This is a genomic window from Acidovorax kalamii (assembly GCF_002245625.1).
Lineage (GTDB): Bacteria > Pseudomonadota > Gammaproteobacteria > Burkholderiales > Burkholderiaceae_C > Acidovorax > Acidovorax kalamii.
In genome coordinates, this window is the sequence record NZ_NOIG01000010.1 from 285,745 (window position 1) to 300,623 (window position 14,879).

At 66.2% G+C, this 14,879-nt stretch carries 11 protein-coding genes and 1 tRNA gene; 6 read left to right on the top strand and 6 right to left on the bottom strand.

All coding sequences use genetic code 11. The features are described 5' to 3' along the window. Positions 1 to 7: 7 nt before the first annotated feature. The 3 genes from CBY09_RS16535 (at position 8) to CBY09_RS16545 (ending at position 6,404) form a co-directional block, all read left to right on the top strand. Positions 8 to 3,238, top strand: coding sequence for an error-prone DNA polymerase (locus CBY09_RS16535; protein WP_094290675.1), 3,231 nt, complete (start codon positions 8 to 10; stop codon positions 3,236 to 3,238). Positions 3,239 to 3,311: 73 nt separating this feature from the next. Beyond that, positions 3,312 to 4,229: a pseudouridine synthase gene (locus tag CBY09_RS16540; RefSeq protein WP_094290676.1), complete on the top strand. Its 918-nt coding sequence runs from the start codon at positions 3,312 to 3,314 to the stop codon at positions 4,227 to 4,229. A 189-nt stretch (positions 4,230 to 4,418) separates the two neighbouring features. After that, complete coding sequence (locus CBY09_RS16545) at positions 4,419 to 6,404, top strand: Cache 3/Cache 2 fusion domain-containing protein (RefSeq protein ID WP_094290677.1); 1,986 nt, start codon at positions 4,419 to 4,421, stop codon at positions 6,402 to 6,404. A 56-nt stretch (positions 6,405 to 6,460) separates the two neighbouring features. Here the strand turns inward: CBY09_RS16545 and CBY09_RS16550 are convergent. Next, positions 6,461 to 6,534: transfer RNA gene (locus tag CBY09_RS16550), tRNA-Gly, on the bottom strand. 172 nt (positions 6,535 to 6,706) lie between these two features. On the opposite strand from CBY09_RS16550, the gene CBY09_RS16555 reads away from it, so the two are divergent. The 3 genes from CBY09_RS16555 (at position 6,707) to CBY09_RS16565 (ending at position 9,313) form a co-directional block, all read left to right on the top strand. Continuing rightward, the gene (locus tag CBY09_RS16555; protein ID WP_094290678.1) at positions 6,707 to 7,672 is read left to right on the top strand and encodes a sulfurtransferase; all 966 of its coding nucleotides are present in this window, start codon (positions 6,707 to 6,709) and stop codon (positions 7,670 to 7,672) included. A gap of 126 nt (positions 7,673 to 7,798) precedes the next feature. Beyond that, on the top strand, positions 7,799 to 8,995 hold the full coding sequence (locus tag CBY09_RS16560) for a YeeE/YedE family protein (RefSeq protein ID WP_165773930.1): 1,197 nt from the start codon (positions 7,799 to 7,801) through the stop codon (positions 8,993 to 8,995). Positions 8,996 to 9,067: 72 nt separating this feature from the next. Next, complete coding sequence (locus CBY09_RS16565; RefSeq protein ID WP_133066296.1) at positions 9,068 to 9,313, top strand: hypothetical protein; 246 nt, start codon at positions 9,068 to 9,070, stop codon at positions 9,311 to 9,313. Positions 9,314 to 9,434: 121 nt separating this feature from the next. Here CBY09_RS16565 and CBY09_RS16570 read toward each other — a convergent pair whose 3' ends face one another. From CBY09_RS16570 to CBY09_RS16590, 5 genes are all read right to left on the bottom strand, one after another. Next, positions 9,435 to 10,931 carry an NAD-dependent succinate-semialdehyde dehydrogenase gene (locus tag CBY09_RS16570; RefSeq protein ID WP_094290680.1) on the bottom strand — a complete coding sequence of 499 codons (1,497 nt, stop codon included), beginning with the start codon at positions 10,929 to 10,931 and terminating at the stop codon, positions 9,435 to 9,437. A 199-nt stretch (positions 10,932 to 11,130) separates the two neighbouring features. After that, on the bottom strand, positions 11,131 to 11,805 hold the full coding sequence (locus tag CBY09_RS16575; protein WP_094290681.1) for a GntR family transcriptional regulator: 675 nt from the start codon (positions 11,803 to 11,805) through the stop codon (positions 11,131 to 11,133). Positions 11,806 to 11,875: 70 nt separating this feature from the next. Then, positions 11,876 to 12,898 carry a TRAP transporter substrate-binding protein gene (locus CBY09_RS16580; RefSeq protein WP_094290682.1) on the bottom strand — a complete coding sequence of 341 codons (1,023 nt, stop codon included), beginning with the start codon at positions 12,896 to 12,898 and terminating at the stop codon, positions 11,876 to 11,878. 62 nt (positions 12,899 to 12,960) lie between these two features. Continuing rightward, positions 12,961 to 14,226, bottom strand: coding sequence for a TRAP transporter large permease (locus CBY09_RS16585; RefSeq protein WP_094290683.1), 1,266 nt, complete (start codon positions 14,224 to 14,226; stop codon positions 12,961 to 12,963). 14 nt (positions 14,227 to 14,240) lie between these two features. Next, the gene (locus tag CBY09_RS16590; RefSeq protein ID WP_094290684.1) at positions 14,241 to 14,876 is read right to left on the bottom strand and encodes a TRAP transporter small permease; all 636 of its coding nucleotides are present in this window, start codon (positions 14,874 to 14,876) and stop codon (positions 14,241 to 14,243) included. Positions 14,877 to 14,879: the final 3 nt, after the last annotated feature.

Here is a 14,879-nt window from a genome sequence, read left to right on the forward strand (position 1 = left end):
AACGGAGATGACTGCATTCTTGCCGGGCTATGCCGAGCTGCACTGCCTGTCCAACTTCAGCTTTCAGCGCGGGGCATCGCACCCGCACGAGCTGGTCGAGCGCGCCGCCAAGCTGGACTACCAGGCCCTGGCGCTGACCGATGAATGTTCGGTGGCCGGCGTGGTGCGCGCCTGGAAGGCCGCCCAGCCCACGGGCCTGCACCTCATCGTGGGCAGCGAGTTCCTGTGGGGCGACCTGCGGCTGGTGGCCCTGGCGCGGGACGCCGTGGGCTGGGGCAACCTGTGCGAGTTCATCTCGGCCGCGCGCAGTGCGGCGCCTAAGGGCCAGTACCACGTGGGCCCGGCCAGCCCCTGGCACCTGCTGCAAGGGTGCGAGCTGCTGCTGGCGCCTTGCCGCAAACGCTTTGATGCTATCAATATAATAGCTGTTGGGGAATATCTGTCGCGCGCAAAGGCCTGTTTTGGCTCTGATTTTGACGGACACATCTGGCTGGCAGTCGAGTTGCACCTCGCCCCCGACGACGGCCTGTGGTTGGCCACGCTGCAGCGTGTGGGCGCACAGCTGGGCCTGCCGCTGGTGGCGGCGGGCGACGTGCACATGCACGCCCGCTCGCGCAAGCCGCTGCAGGATGTGATCACCGCCGTGCGCCTGGGCTGCAGCGTGGCCGAGTGCGGGTTTGCGCTGCAGCCCAACGCCGAGCGCCACCTGCGCCAGCGCGTGCGGCTGGCAGGCATCTATCCGCCCGACTTGCTGGCGGCCACGCTCACGGTGGCCGGGCGCTGCACTTTCCAGCTGGACGAGATCCAATACCAGTACCCGCTGGAGACCGTGCCCCAAGGCATGACCCCCGCCCAGGCGCTGGCCTGGCTGGTGCAGACCGGCGTGGAGGGCGAGTACCCGCAGGGCGCCCCCCAGCGGGTGCTGGACCAGATCCGCAAAGAGCTGGATCTGATCGCGCACTGCCAGTACGAGATGTACTTCCTCACCGTGCACGACATCGTGCGCTACGCCCGCAGCAAGAACATCCTGTGCCAGGGGCGCGGCTCCGCCGCCAACTCGGTGGTCTGCTACATGCTGGGCATCACGGCCGTGCCGCCCGAAAACACCCATCTGCTGTTCGAACGCTTCATCAGCAAGGAGCGCAAGGAGCCGCCCGACATCGACGTGGACTTCGAGCACGACCGGCGCGAAGAGGTCATCCAGTACATCTACGACAAATACGGCCGCGACCGCGCCGCCATTGCCGCCGTCGTCACCAGCTACCGCACGCGCAGCGCCCTGCGCGATGTGGGCAAGGCCCTGGGCGTGGCGCCCGCGCTGGTCGATGCGTTTGCCAAGGACCACCACTGGTTTGACGAGACCTTCGCCGCCGACCGCCTGCAGGAGCTGGCGCAGGCCGTTGGCGCCGCGCTGCACCGGCACACCGCCACGCTGTGGCTGGAGCTGGCGGCCGACCTCCAGGGTTTTCCACGCCACTTGAGCCAGCATGTGGGCGGCTTCGTGCTCACCCAGGGCAAGCTCACGCGGCTGGTGCCGGTCGAGCCCGCCAGCATGGACAAACGCTCCGTCATCCAGTGGGACAAGGACGACCTTGACGACATGGGCCTGCTCAAGGTCGATGTGCTGGCTCTGGGCATGCTCAGCGCGCTGCGCCGCTGCCTGCAACTGCGTGCCGTGCTGCGCGGCGAGCACTGGGGCCTCAAGGACATCCCGCGCGAAGACCCCGCCACCTACGACATGATCTGCGCCGCCGACACCGTGGGCGTGTTCCAGATCGAAAGCCGCGCCCAGATGAGCATGCTGCCGCGCCTGCGCCCGCGCGAGTTTTATGACCTGGTGGTCGAGGTCGCCATCGTGCGGCCCGGGCCCATCCAGGGCGGCATGGTGCACCCCTACCTCAAGGCGCGCGAGCGCAGGCGGCAGGGCCTGCCGCTGGAGCTGGAAAAGCCCGAACTGGAAGATGCCCTCCAGCGCACGCTGGGCGTGCCCATCTTCCAGGAGCAGGTCATGCAGATCGCCATGATCGCAGCCGGATTCACCCCCGGCATGGCCGACGACCTGCGCCGGTCCATGGCCGCCTGGAAGCGCAAAGGCGGCGTGCACCGCTTCGAAAAACCCCTGCTGGACGGCATGCTGGCAAAGGGCTACCGCCCTGAATTTGCCCAAGCCATCTTCCAGCAGATGCTGGGCTTTGGCGAATACGGCTTTCCCGAAAGCCACGCCCACAGCTTTGCCTTGCTGGCCTACGCCAGCAGCTGGCTCAAGTGCCACGAGCCCGCGTGTTTTCTGACCGCGCTGCTCAACTCACTGCCCATGGGCTTCTACACCGCGTCCCAACTGGTGCAGGACGCGCGCCGCCACGGCGTGCGCGTGCTGCCCATCGACGTGAGCCACAGCGACCACGACTGCACGCTGGAAAGCCCCGCCGAACACCTGCTGCCTGCCAAGGGCCTGCCCCGGCCGCAGCAGCCGCAGCCCGCTGTGCGACTGGGCCTGTGCCTGGTCGGCAGCCTGGGCAAGAGTGCGGCAGACCGCCTGGTGCTGGCCCGCGCCACATCGCCCTTCAGCACCACCGAAGACCTGGCCCTGCGTGCCCAGCTGAGCCAGCAGGATGTGCAGGCCCTGGCCGCCGCCGACGCACTGGCCAGCCTCTCAGGCCACCGGCGCCAGCAGATGTGGGACGCCGCCGCCCAGCACAGCGCCCCGGCCCTGCTGCGCGACGTGCCCGTGCTCGAAGCACCGCTGGCGCTGCCAGCCGCCCCCGAGGGCGAAGAAATCCTGTTCGACTACGCCGCCACCGGCCTCACCCTGCGCCGCCACCCCCTGGCCCTGCTGCGCCCGCGCCTGGCCCGCTGGCGCCTGCAGACCGCGCTTCAGCTGGTGGCCACCCCCCACGGCCGCCAGGTGCGCGCCTGCGGCATCGTCACCGTGCGCCAGCGCCCCGGCACCGCCAAGGGCACGATGTTCGTCACCCTCGAAGACGAAACCGGCCCCGTCAACGTCATCGTCTGGCCTGACATGGTGGACCGCTGGCGCAACGCGCTGCTCAGATCCCAGCTGTTGGCCGTGGAAGGCCTGTGGCAGTGCAGCCTGCCCGAGGGGGGCCACGCGCATGCCACCGCCTCAGGCCAGGCACCCGCTGTGGTGCGCCACCTCGTGGCCCAGCGCTTCAAGGACCTGACCCCGCTGCTCGGCCGCATGGCGCAGGTGCTGCAGGGCAGCCGGGATTTTCATTGAGGCAGTGCCCCGGTGGCGAATGAGGAGCCCTCTACGTATCGATGTAGCCAGCGCACCCTAAAATCCCCGCCCCATGCACAACCCCCACCACCCCCATGTCCTGCCCGTGCGCGACGGCGTCAGCCCCAGCTGCGTGGTGCTGCCCACACATTGGCAGGGCAGCATGCTGGACTTTCTGGCCCAGCGGCTGCCGGTGGTGGCCCGCGATGAATGGCGCCAGCGCATGCTTGCAGGCGAGGTGGTGGATGAGCGCGGCCAGCCGGTGGTGCCCGAGCGGCCGTTTGAGGGCGGGCTGCGCCTGTACTACTACCGCAGCCTGCCTGCTGAGCCCGTGTTGCCTTTCAGCGAGGTGGTGCTGTACCAGGACGAGCATCTGGTGGTGGCCGACAAGCCGCACTTCATGCCCGTGACGCCCTCGGGCCGGTATTTGCACAACACGCTGCTGGTGCGGCTCAAGCGCCAGCTGGGCCTGCCCGAGCTGTCGCCGCTGCACCGCATCGACCGCGACACTGCCGGGCTGGTGATGTTGTCGGTGCAGAAGCGCACGCGCGGTGCCTACCAGGCCTTGTTCCGCGACCGGCAGATCACCAAGCACTACGACGCGATCGCGCCCTGGCGTGCGGATGTGGTCTTCCCGCGGGAGCATGTCAGCCGTCTGGAGGAAAGCCCGCAGTTCTTTCGCATGCAGGAGGTGCCCGGTGAGCCCAACAGCCATACCCACATGCAGGTGCTGGAGGCGGCAGGCAGCTGGGCGCGCTACCGTTTGTCGCCCATCACCGGCAAGCGGCACCAGTTGCGCGTGCACATGGCGGCGCTGGGGCTGCCGCTGCGCAATGACCCGTTCTACCCGGTGGTGAACGACCCGCCCGAGGGCGACTACTCGAAGCCCCTGCAATTGCTGGCGCGGTCGCTGGCGTTTGTGGACCCGGTTACCGGGGCGCAGCGGGTGTTTGAGAGCCGGCAGTCGCTGCACCTGCCCGTGGGCGGATAGGGGTTCGATTAATGCACCCAGGGGCTGGCGGGGCGTAGCTGTGCCTGCAGGTCCTTGCTGTTGAATGCAAGGGTTTTCCCTTGGTGTGAACGGGCCATTGGTGGCTGCGCTGTTTGGCGTTCGTCCGCAGATCGGGTACTTTGTCTGTCGTATATGCACGCCTTTGCATAAATTACAGAAAAGCACCAGATGATTTCGTCAAACACCCGCCATTCAGTGGCCTTCAAACTGTCGGCAACCGCCTTGTTCAGCCTGCTGGTGGTCTTGCTGGCCACCATGGGCATCGTCAGCGGCCTGCTCTGGAAAGACTTTGGCCGCCTCTCGCGGGACGATGCTACGCAGTACGCCGCCCAGGTGCGCACGTTGGTGCAGACCTTTGACGAAACCGCGCAAGAGCAGGCCAAGCGAGACTTTTCCCTGTTCAAGGCGAATTTCCCCGGCCAGTTCTCGGTGGCCGAGGCGCCCGGGGCCGACGGCAAGCCCGAGGCCGTGTTGTCGTTCCAGGGGGCGCCCGTCAATGGCGATTTCGAAGTGGTGGACCGCTTTTCCAAGGACAGCATGGGCGCGGTGGCGACCATTTTTGCGCGCACGGGGGATGACTTCATCCGCGTGACCACATCGCTCAAAAAGCAGGATGGTGAGCGCGCCTACAAGACCCTGCTGGACCGCAAGCACCCGGCCTATGCCCTGATGAACGAGGGCAAGACCTACATTGGCCGCGCCAGCCTGTTTGGCCGGGAATACATGACCGTGTACGAGCCCATTCGCGAGGGCAACCGCACCATCGGCATTCTGTTCATCGGCTCCGATATGGGCGCCATTCTGGGCAAGCTCGACACCGTGATGGCGGGGCAAAAGCTGTTTGCCACGGGGGCGGTCTATGCGGTCAACCTCTCGGCGGGTCCCGCGCGGGGCAGCATTTTTGGCCTGCCGGGCGCGGGCAAGGCCCTCAAGGTGGACGAGAAGGACGAGCAGGCCAAGGCCTGGATGGCGGCACTGGCGGCGGTGGGGCAGGCGGGGGATCTGGAGTCGGAATGGTCTCCCCGCCGCAGCAGCGAGGGTGACCGTGCCACGCGCTACCAGGCGGTGGAACACTACAAGCCCTGGAACTGGGCCATCGTGGCCGAGGCGCCCCTGACGGAAATGATGAGCGAGGCCCGTAATGTGCTGGCCTGGCTGTGGCTGGGGGTGGTGGTGGCCCTCGCCCTGCTGACGGTGGTGCTGGTGCTGGCCACCCGCCGCCTGGTGGGCGCGCCTGTGCAGCAGCTGAGCGCCGCGCTGGCCTACCTGGCGCAGGGCGATCTCACGCATGCGGTGTCGGTGCGGTCCCGCGACGAAATTGGCACGCTGGCCCAGGCGATGGAGGGCTTTCGAGCCCGCTTGGTGGAAAGCCTGGGCACCGTGCGCACCAGTGCCGACAGCGTCTCGGCCGCCAGCACGGAAATCGCCCAGGGCAACCAGGACCTCTCGGGCCGCACCGAGAGCCAGGCCAGTGCGCTGGAGCAGACGGCCGCGAGCATGGAACAGCTGGGCGCCACCATCCGCCACAACGCCGACAGCGCCAGCCAGGCCAACCAACTCGCGGTGGGCGCCAGCCGCGTGGCGCAGCAGGGCGGGGAGGTGGTGTCCAAGGTGGTCAGCACCATGCAGGACATCAACAGCAGCAGCCAGAAGATTGCCGACATCATCGGCGTGATCGACGGCATCGCATTCCAGACCAACATCCTCGCGCTGAACGCTGCCGTGGAGGCCGCCCGTGCGGGTGAACAAGGCCGTGGCTTTGCGGTGGTGGCGGCAGAAGTACGCAACCTGGCCCAGCGCACCGCCGCCGAGGCCAAGGCCATCAAGGAGCTGATTGGCGCCAGCAGCGCGATGGTGCAGCAGGGCTCGGTGCTGGCCGACCAGGCAGGCACCACCATGCAGGAGGTGGTCCGCTCGATCCAGCGCGTGGCCGACATGGTTTCCGAAATCAGCGCCGCAAGCAACGAACAGACCGCCGGTGTAGGCCAGGTCGGTGAAGCCGTCACACAGCTGGATCAGACCACGCAGCAGAACGCCGCCCTGGTGGAAGAAATGGCCGCTGCCGCCAGCAGCCTGCGCACGCAGGCGCAGCAGATGGTGGAGGCGATTGCGCGGTTCAACCTGGGGCAGGATGCGACATCCATTCGGGGCTGAATGCGTCCACCCATGAAAAAACCCGCCAAGCTGTGGAGCCTGGCGGGTTTTGTATTTGGAGCGGGTGAAGGGAATCGAACCCTCGTATGAAGCTTGGGAAGCTGCCGTTCTACCATTGAACTACACCCGCGAAGCCTCGGATTATAGGCAGCATCCGGCTTCCAGCTTGAAAGCGGTTCGTGCAAGTGCGCAAACCGCATATGCATAGCCGATCTTGTTGGTTGGGCGCAGGGTCTTTGGGCTCTAAATTCCTTTCACCTGCCCTGCGGTGCAGGCACTCCACAGACACCGAAAGGAATCCGATGACCACACCACACCGTTCTTCAACGCAAGTCCCATGGCGCCAATGGCTGCGCGCCTGCATGGCGGGGGGCGTGGTGCTGTTCAGCGGTTCTTTGCTGGCCGCCACCCCCATCCCCGCAGGCCCCCTGGTCACCACCGAATGGCTGGCTCAAAACCTGGACAACCCGCAAGTGCGCATCGTCGAGGTGAGCGTGAACCCGGGCCTGTACGAGCGAGGCCATGTACCGGGCGCCGTCAACTTTTCGTGGCACCAGGATCTGAACGACCGGGTGCGGCGCGACATCGTGGGCAAGGAGGCGTTTGAGGCCTTGCTCTCAAAAGCCGGGGTCAAGCAGGACACCACGGTGGTGCTGTACGGCGACACCAACAACTGGTTTGCCGCCTGGGGCGCGTGGGTGTTTGACATCTATGGCGTCAAGAACGTGAAGCTGCTCGACGGCGGCCGCAAGAAGTGGGAGGCCGAGAACCAGCCGCTGAACAACCGCGTGCCCGAATTTGCAGCTACCAGCTACAAGGTGGCCAAGGTGAACACCGACCTGCGCGCCCGCCTGTCCGACGCCCTGGCGGCGGCCGAAGGCAAGAGCAATGCGAAGTTGGTGGACATCCGATCGGCCGATGAATACTCCGGCAAGATTTTTGCGCCTGTCGGGGTACCCGAGCTGAGCATCCGTGCAGGCCATATCCCCGGTGCGGCCAATGTGCCCTGGGGCCAGGCGGTGAAGGAGGACGGCACCTTCAAGTCGGCCGAGGATCTGAAAAAGCTCTATGCCAGCGCAGGCGTGGACGGCAGCAAGCCCATCATCACCTACTGCCGCATTGGCGAGCGCTCCAGCCACACCTGGTTTGCGCTGTCCAAGATCCTGGGCTACAGCGTGAAGAACTACGACGGCTCGTGGACCGAATATGGCAACGCGGTGGGCGTGCCCATCACCAACCCGGCGGGCACGATCTGGGCCGCCAAGTGATGGGGTTTGCCGACAGAACCTTTTGGGAAGAAGGTGCAATGCAAAACAAAGAGAGTTTCTGATTTTGGTAGGGGGTCTCCTTTTACAGCCCGCTTCATGCGGGCTTTTTTTATGCCTGGGAGGTTCATGGCGTTCAAGATCAATTTTTCTCACGCGGGCGCCCTGGCGCTGTTGGTGGCGCTGGGGGTGGCAGCCCACGCAGTGCAGGCGCTGCCCGGCGGGCGCACGCTGGCGTTTGCGCTGGCCACGGGCGGGGTGCTGGGGCTGGTGCTGCAGCGCACGCGGTTTTGTTTTTACTGCCACGCGCGCGACTGGTTTGAAGACGGCAACCCGCGCGGGCTGCTGGCCATCGTGCTGGCGCTGGCGGTGGGTGTGGTGGGCTATACCGTGGTGCTGGGAAGCTGGTTGCCCGTGCCCCAGCCTGGCAAGCTGCCGCCCGACATGCACATCGGCCCGGTGAGCTGGGTGCTGGTGGCGGCGGGGCTGTCGTTTGGCGCGGGCATGGTGGTGTCGGGTTCGTGTATCAGCGCGCACTGGTACCGGCTGGCCGAGGGCTCGCCAGTGTCGCCGTTTGCGCTCATTGGCTCAGCGCTGGGTTTCATCCTGGGCTTCATCACCTGGAACCCCTTGTACAGCCTGAGCGTGGCCGATGCCCCCGTGGTCTGGCTGCCCGCGCACCTGGGGTATGGCGGGGCGCTGCTGGTGCAACTGGGCGGGCTCGCGCTGGTGGCGGCCTGGTTGTGGCGCGGCTTTGCACGCGAGGCGGCGGCTGAATCGGCGGCAAGGGGCGCGGTGCCCAGCCTGGGCGCTGTGTGGCGCAGCTTGTGGGCCGGGCGCTGGCCTTACTGGGTAGGGGGCCTGGCGGTGGGGCTGATCGGCGCTTTTGCGATTGTGCGCATGCGGCCGCTGGGCGTGACAGCCACGCTGGGCAGTGCGGCGCGCCAGTGGGCGCAGGGGCAGGGCTGGATTCCCGAGCGGCTGGAGGGGCTGGATGGTTTTGCAGGCTGCGCCACCGCGCCGCAGTCCACCTGGTTCACACCCAATGCCTTGCTGCTGGCCGGCCTGGTGGCGGGGGCGTTTGTTGCGGCCATGGCCAGCCGCCAATTTGCGCCGCGCTGGCCCACCTGGCGCGATGCCATGCGGGGCCTGGCGGGTGGCGTGCTGCTGGGCTGGGGCGCGATGACGGGGCTGGGCTGCACCATCGGCACGCTGCTGTCGGGTGGCATGGCGGGGGCCCTGTCGGGCTGGGTGTTTGGGGTGGCCGTGTTTGTGGCCGTGTGGGCGGGGCTGCGGCTCAAGCGGCTGTGGCCCGCCGGGCGCTGAGGAGAGCCGTGAAGGGCCGTCCGATACACTGCGGCCCGCATGGATACCTGCACAAGCACCCGCACGTACACGATGACCCCGATGGCCCGGCGCTGGCTGGTGGTGATGGCCGCAGGCCTGTGCGGTTGCGCCTATTCACCGCCCGCGCCGTTTATCGTTGTGGGCAATGACAAGGTGGTGTCCATCAACTGGGAGAACTCCACGCTGGGCCCTGATGGCGCCCAGCAGGCAGCGGACAAACACTGTGCGCGGTATGGTCTGCAGGCGGAGCTGGCTGTGCAGGTCAGCCGGTCTGAAGTGGCCTACCGCTGCGTGTAGGTGCGCAGCGGTTTCAGGTGACCCCAATTTTGAATTTTTTGGCCTTCTCCGCCCACCCTGTCTGCCTAATTAGCTATAAAAATAGTAGCATTTGACCAGGGGCACGGTGAACAGGGCAGGGCTACTTGCCGCTCTGGATGTCCCCCAGGCACAGGTACTTGATCTCCACATAGTCGTCCATGCCGTAGTGCGATCCTTCGCGGCCCAGGCCGGACTGCTTGACGCCACCAAACGGCACATGCTCCGTGGCCAGGATGCCGACGTTGGCACCCACCATGCCGTATTCCAGCGCCTCGGTCACGCGGAAGATGCGGCCCACATCGCGGCTGTAGAAGTAGCTGGCCAGGCCGAATTCGGTGTTGTTGGCGGCGTCAATGGCTTCTTGCTCTGTCTTGAACTTGAAGACCGGGGCGAAGGGGCCGAAGGTTTCCTCGCGGGCGCACAGCATGTCGGCCGTGGCGTTGGCGACCACCGTGGGTTCAAAAAACTGGCCCGAGCCCAGGGCGGTGAGGCGTTGGCCGCCCGCGACCACCTGGCCGCCCTTGGCCAGCGCGTCATCCACATGGCGCTGCACCTTGGCCAGAGCGGCTTCCTCAATCAGCGGGCCCTGGTTCACCCCGGCCTCGAAGCCGTTGCCCACCTTGGCTGTCTTGACCTTGGCCGCAAACTTGGCCACGAACTCGTCGTACACGCCTTCCTGCACGTAAAAGCGGTTGGTGCAGACGCAGGTCTGGCCCGCGTTGCGGTACTTGCTGGCAAAGGCGCCTTCCACAGCGCTGTCGATGTCGGCATCGTCAAACACCAGGAAGGGCGCGTTGCCGCCCAGCTCCAGCGACATCTTCTTGACCGTGGGGGCCGACTGCGCCATCAGGATGCGGCCCACTTCGGTGCTGCCCGTGAAGCTGATGTGGCGCACCACGTCGCTCGCGCACAGCACCTTGCCGATGGCGATGGAGTTGTCGCTGTCGGCGGGCAGGATGTTGAACACACCGGCCGGGATGCCTGCGCGGATCGCCAGCTCGGCTGCAGCCAGGGCGGTGAGCGGCGTCAGCTCGGCAGGCTTGATGACCACGGGGCAGCCCGCAGCCAGCGCGGGCGCGACCTTGCGCGTGATCATGGCCAGCGGGAAGTTCCACGGCGTGATGGCCGCGCACACGCCGATGGGTTGCTTGAGCACCAGCAGACGCCGGTTGTTGTCAAACTGGGGCAGGGTTTCGCCGTTGATGCGCTTGGCCTCTTCGGCAAACCACTCCACAAAACTCGCGCCGTAGGCCACTTCACCCTTGGCTTCGGGCAGGGGCTTGCCCTGCTCGGCGGTCATGATGCGGCCCAGATCGTCCTGGTTGGCCATCAGCAGGTCGTACCACTTGCGCAGGATGATGCTGCGCTCCTTGGCGGTCTTGGTCTTCCAGGGGCCCCAGGCGGCATTGGCGGCGGCAATGGCAGCCTCTGCGTCCGCTGGGCCCAGGTTGGCCACGTCGGCCAGCTTCAGGCCCGTGGCCGGGTCGTTCACATCAAAGCGGCTGCTGCCTGCCACCCACTGGCCGTTGATGAGGCCGTCGGTCTTGAGCAGGGTGGGATCATTCAGCAGGGCGAGGGGGGAGGTCTTGGTGTCCATGGTGTCTCTTATCGGCTGGGCAGGAACAGGGGCGCAGGGTAGCGCCATTCGGCGTGCAAGGCTGTCGCCTTGGAATACGCCACCGGAATGCCACGGAAGGCTTCAGGTTGAAGAATATGAATAAAAATGGCTGTAGCGCTTGATGGATAAGCGCTAGCAGCTATTAAAGAAATAGTAAAAGGTGGCTGGGCCGTGCGGCTTAGCGGTCGATGATGCGCCGTGCAAATCTTTCCAGGTACTCCATCAGTTGCTCGGCCCCGGCCATGGCGTGCGCTTCGTCACCGCTGGCAATGCCCTGGGCCAGCTGCATGTGGGCGCGTGCGCCTTCGGATACCTCGCCCTCGTGCTGGTAGGCATACCAGAAGCGCCTGCACTGCACGATGAGCGGCTGCACACATTTGACTGCCGAATGGTTCTGGCTGGCCTGGTGCACCACGACGTCCAGCGCGTGGTCGGCCTGCATGTAGTCGTCCAGATGGCCACGAGCGGCGGCTTCCACCATCTTCTGGGCGCACTGCACGATGGCCTGGCGCTGGGGCGCCGTGGCGCGGCGCGCGGCGCAGGACGCGATCAGGCGCTCCAGCACGCGGCGGGTCTGGATCACGTCCAGGTGGTCGGCCAGGTCGATGTGCGACACCAGCAGCCCGCGCCGGGGCTGCTGCGCAATCAGCCCGATGGAGACCATGCGCAGCAGCGCCTCGCGCACGGGGGTGCGGCCCAGGCCGGTGCTTTCCACAATCTCGGCCTCCACCACGGGCGAGCCGGGCTGCAGCTGCAGGGTGGAGATCATGGCCTCGATGGCGTCATAGGCCACGTCGGCCGCGCGCCGCTTGGGCGCGGGGTCTCGCTGGGGGGATGCACTGCGGGTGGTCATGGGGAGATGGGTGTGAGGGGCGGGGTTGCGGACCGCATCTTAGTAGCTTGCAGTAGCGGCCCCGCTGCCATCAGGCCAGGCTGGCGCCCGCCTTGCGCAGCTCGGCAATCTGCGGCGCCTTGGGCAGCCACAGCTTGTCGAACTCCTGGATGGTGCTGTCGGGGTTGAAGGTCGACGCCGTCTTGAACGCGATGGACGTGCCTTTGAATTTCTCGATCAGCCCGGCCTCGGTGGTCACGATGTCGTTGATCTGTGCATCCAGCGACTGCGCCACCAGCTTGCGGATGAGGTCCTTGTCCTTGGCGTCCAGGCCTTGCCAGATGCGGCCGGAGACCAGGGGGGCGAAGGGCATGAACAGCGCATTCATCTGCAGCAGCGTTTTGGCCACCTTGTCAAAGCGCTGGTTCCACGAGAACTCGATGTCGGCCTCCAGCCCATCGACCTGGCCGTTGCTCATCGCATCGAACACCTGGGGGGTGGGGATGGGCGTGGGGGCGGCACCCAGCATCTGGTAGAAGTCGCGGTACACGGGCGTGGGGTTGATGCGCAGCTTCATGCCCTTGATGTCGGTGGGCAGGTTGATGTCCTTGGTGGAGAACACGGCGCGCATGCCGGTGATGCCCCAACCCAGGCCAATGGTGCCGGTCTCGCGCGGCAGCACCTCCAGCAACTTGGTGGCTGCGGGGTGTTTGACCAGCTTGGCCACGGCGGGCGTGGAGCGCACCAGGTAGGGCGCATTGATGGCCGCGATGCTGGCCACCCGCGAGCCCAGCTCGGCGGCCTGGATCCAGCCCATGTCGAGCGCGCCGGACTGCAGCTGCTGCATCATCGCCGCCTCGTTGCCCAGCTGGCCCGAGTGGAAGACCGTGACGCTCAGGCGGCCATCGGTTTCCTTCTTCAGCGCCTCGCCAAACTGCAGCGCAGCGCGGTTCCACGAATGGCCTGCGGGCGTGATCAGGCCCAGGCGGAACTCCTTGGCGTCGGCAGCCCGCGCCAGGGCCGGAAAGCCCAGCCCCGTGACGGCGGCTGCGGCCACGGCATGGCGCTGGATGAAGTGGCGACGGGAGACTGGGCGGGCGGGCTGGGTCGTCATGGTGAACTCCGTGAGTGAAAGAACGTTGGGAGGGGGACGGATCTGTCGTACGGCATGCCCTGCTACTTGAGCAGGCCGAGCGACAGGCTGGGGAACAGCGACAACATCACCAGCGCCACACAGCTGATGATGAAAAACGGGAGGGTGACGATGAACATCTTTCCGGGCTTGGCGCCGGTAACGGCCGATGCCACAAAGAAGCTCAGGCCCACGGGCGGCGACATCAGGCCCAGCACCAGGTTGATGACCACCACCACGCCGAAGTGGCGCGGGTCGATGTGATAAACCTCGGTGGCAATGGGCAGCAGGATGGGCACGGTCATGATGAGCCCGGGGATGCCGTCGATGACGGTGCCGATCACCAGCAGGATCACATTTGCCAACAGCAGGAAGGTGACCGGGTCGTGCGCCACGGTCTGCACCCAGGCGGCCACCATCTGCGGCACCTTGCCGTAGATCAGCAGCCACGAGAAAACGGCCGCCGCTGCCACCAGGAACAGCACCACGGCCGAGTAGATGGCCGAGCGCAGCAGGATGCGCGGCAGCGCGTTGAAGCGGAACTCCTTGGTGACAAACCGCCCCACCAGGGCCGAGGCCACGGCGCCCACGGCGGCCGATTCGGTGGGGTTGGCAATGCCGCTCAGGATGGAGCCCACGATGACAATCGGGATCAGCAGCGTGGGGCTGGCCTGCGCGGCGGTGCGCGCGCGCTGGGCCAGCGTGCGCTTTTCGCTGCGGGGGTAGTCGTAGACAAACCCCATGAGCGCGATCACGACAAAGAACAGCAGCGTGAGCAGGACGCCGGGAAGGATGCCCGCAATCAGCATGTCGCCCACGGCCACCTGGGCCAGCACGCTGAACACCACAAACATCACCGAGGGCGGGATGATGGGGCCGAGCATGCCGCCGTACACCGTGAGCCCGGCGGCAAAGGTCTTGTCGTAGCCCTGCTTCTCCATCTCGGGCACCATCACCTGCGACATGATGGCCACCTGCGCGGTGGCCGAGCCGATGATGGACGACACCAGCATGTTGGCGAGGATGTTGACGTAGGCGAGCCCCCCCTTGACCGAGCCGATGAAGGCCATGGCCAGGTCCACCAGGCGGCGCGTGATGCCGCCGCTGTTCATGATCTCGCCGATCAGGATGAACAGCGGGATGGCGATGAGGCCGTAGCTGTCCACCCCGCCGAACATCTGCACGGGGAAGGACTGGAACAACACCGGGCTGTTGATGCTGAGGATGTACACGATGCCTGCCAGGCACAGGCATACCCCGATGGGCACGCCCACCATCAGCACGGCGAGGAAGAAAAGGGTGGTGAGCATGGGGGCCTCGGAGGTCAGTTCACGGCGTCGGCATTGACCACGTCAAAGCCCGGGTGCTGCACGCGTTCAGCGGCGCCCAGGTCTTCGAGCAGGTTGGCCAGCGCATGCACGGTGAAGGTGGCCGAAAACAGCGGCAGGATGAGCTGCAGCACCCAGGTGGGCCAGTTCAGCGTCTGCGTGCGCTCGGTGTACAAAAAGTTGAAGCTTTCGGCCGCAAACTCCTTGGCATCAAAGCCATGGCGTGCAATGCCCACGGGGTCCATCCACACCCAGCACATCACCAGCATGGCTACGCCAAAGACCAACACACCCAACATGGCCACCACCTTGGCGGCTCGGACGCTGCGCGGGCCCAGGTGGTCGGTGAGCAGGCCCACGGAAAAGTCCATGCGCAGCCGCGTCATCACCGAGGCCCCCACAAAAGTCAGCCATACCACGGTGTAGACCGCTGCTTCGTCCACCCAGTAGATGGGCATGCCTGAGTAGCGTGTGCCGACGTTGAACAGGATGAGCAGCACCAGCAGCGTCATGAGGCCGGTGAGTACATATCGCTCGACGCGCAGGATGTGCGAGGACAGCGCCAGCACCCAGCGAACAGGGGTACGCGGCGTGGCAGCAGGCGGTGGGGTGGGGCTGTGGGATGAGGGCATGGG

Bases quoted from the DNA above. Each gene is read 5' to 3' on its own strand.
- CBY09_RS16535 (WP_094290675.1), top strand. From the start codon at position 8: ATGACTGCATTCTTGCCGGGCTATGCCGAGCTGCACTGCCTGTCCAAC.
- CBY09_RS16540 (WP_094290676.1), top strand. From the start codon at position 3,312: ATGCACAACCCCCACCACCCCCATGTCCTGCCCGTGCGCGACGGCGTC.
- CBY09_RS16545 (WP_094290677.1), top strand. From the start codon at position 4,419: ATGATTTCGTCAAACACCCGCCATTCAGTGGCCTTCAAACTGTCGGCA.
- CBY09_RS16555 (WP_094290678.1), top strand. From the start codon at position 6,707: ATGACCACACCACACCGTTCTTCAACGCAAGTCCCATGGCGCCAATGG.
- CBY09_RS16560 (WP_165773930.1), top strand. From the start codon at position 7,799: ATGGCGTTCAAGATCAATTTTTCTCACGCGGGCGCCCTGGCGCTGTTG.
- CBY09_RS16565 (WP_133066296.1), top strand. From the start codon at position 9,068: ATGACCCCGATGGCCCGGCGCTGGCTGGTGGTGATGGCCGCAGGCCTG.
- CBY09_RS16570 (WP_094290680.1), bottom strand. From the start codon at position 10,931: ATGGACACCAAGACCTCCCCCCTCGCCCTGCTGAATGATCCCACCCTG.
- CBY09_RS16575 (WP_094290681.1), bottom strand. From the start codon at position 11,805: ATGACCACCCGCAGTGCATCCCCCCAGCGAGACCCCGCGCCCAAGCGG.
- CBY09_RS16580 (WP_094290682.1), bottom strand. From the start codon at position 12,898: ATGACGACCCAGCCCGCCCGCCCAGTCTCCCGTCGCCACTTCATCCAG.
- CBY09_RS16585 (WP_094290683.1), bottom strand. From the start codon at position 14,226: ATGCTCACCACCCTTTTCTTCCTCGCCGTGCTGATGGTGGGCGTGCCC.
- CBY09_RS16590 (WP_094290684.1), bottom strand. From the start codon at position 14,876: ATGCCCTCATCCCACAGCCCCACCCCACCGCCTGCTGCCACGCCGCGT.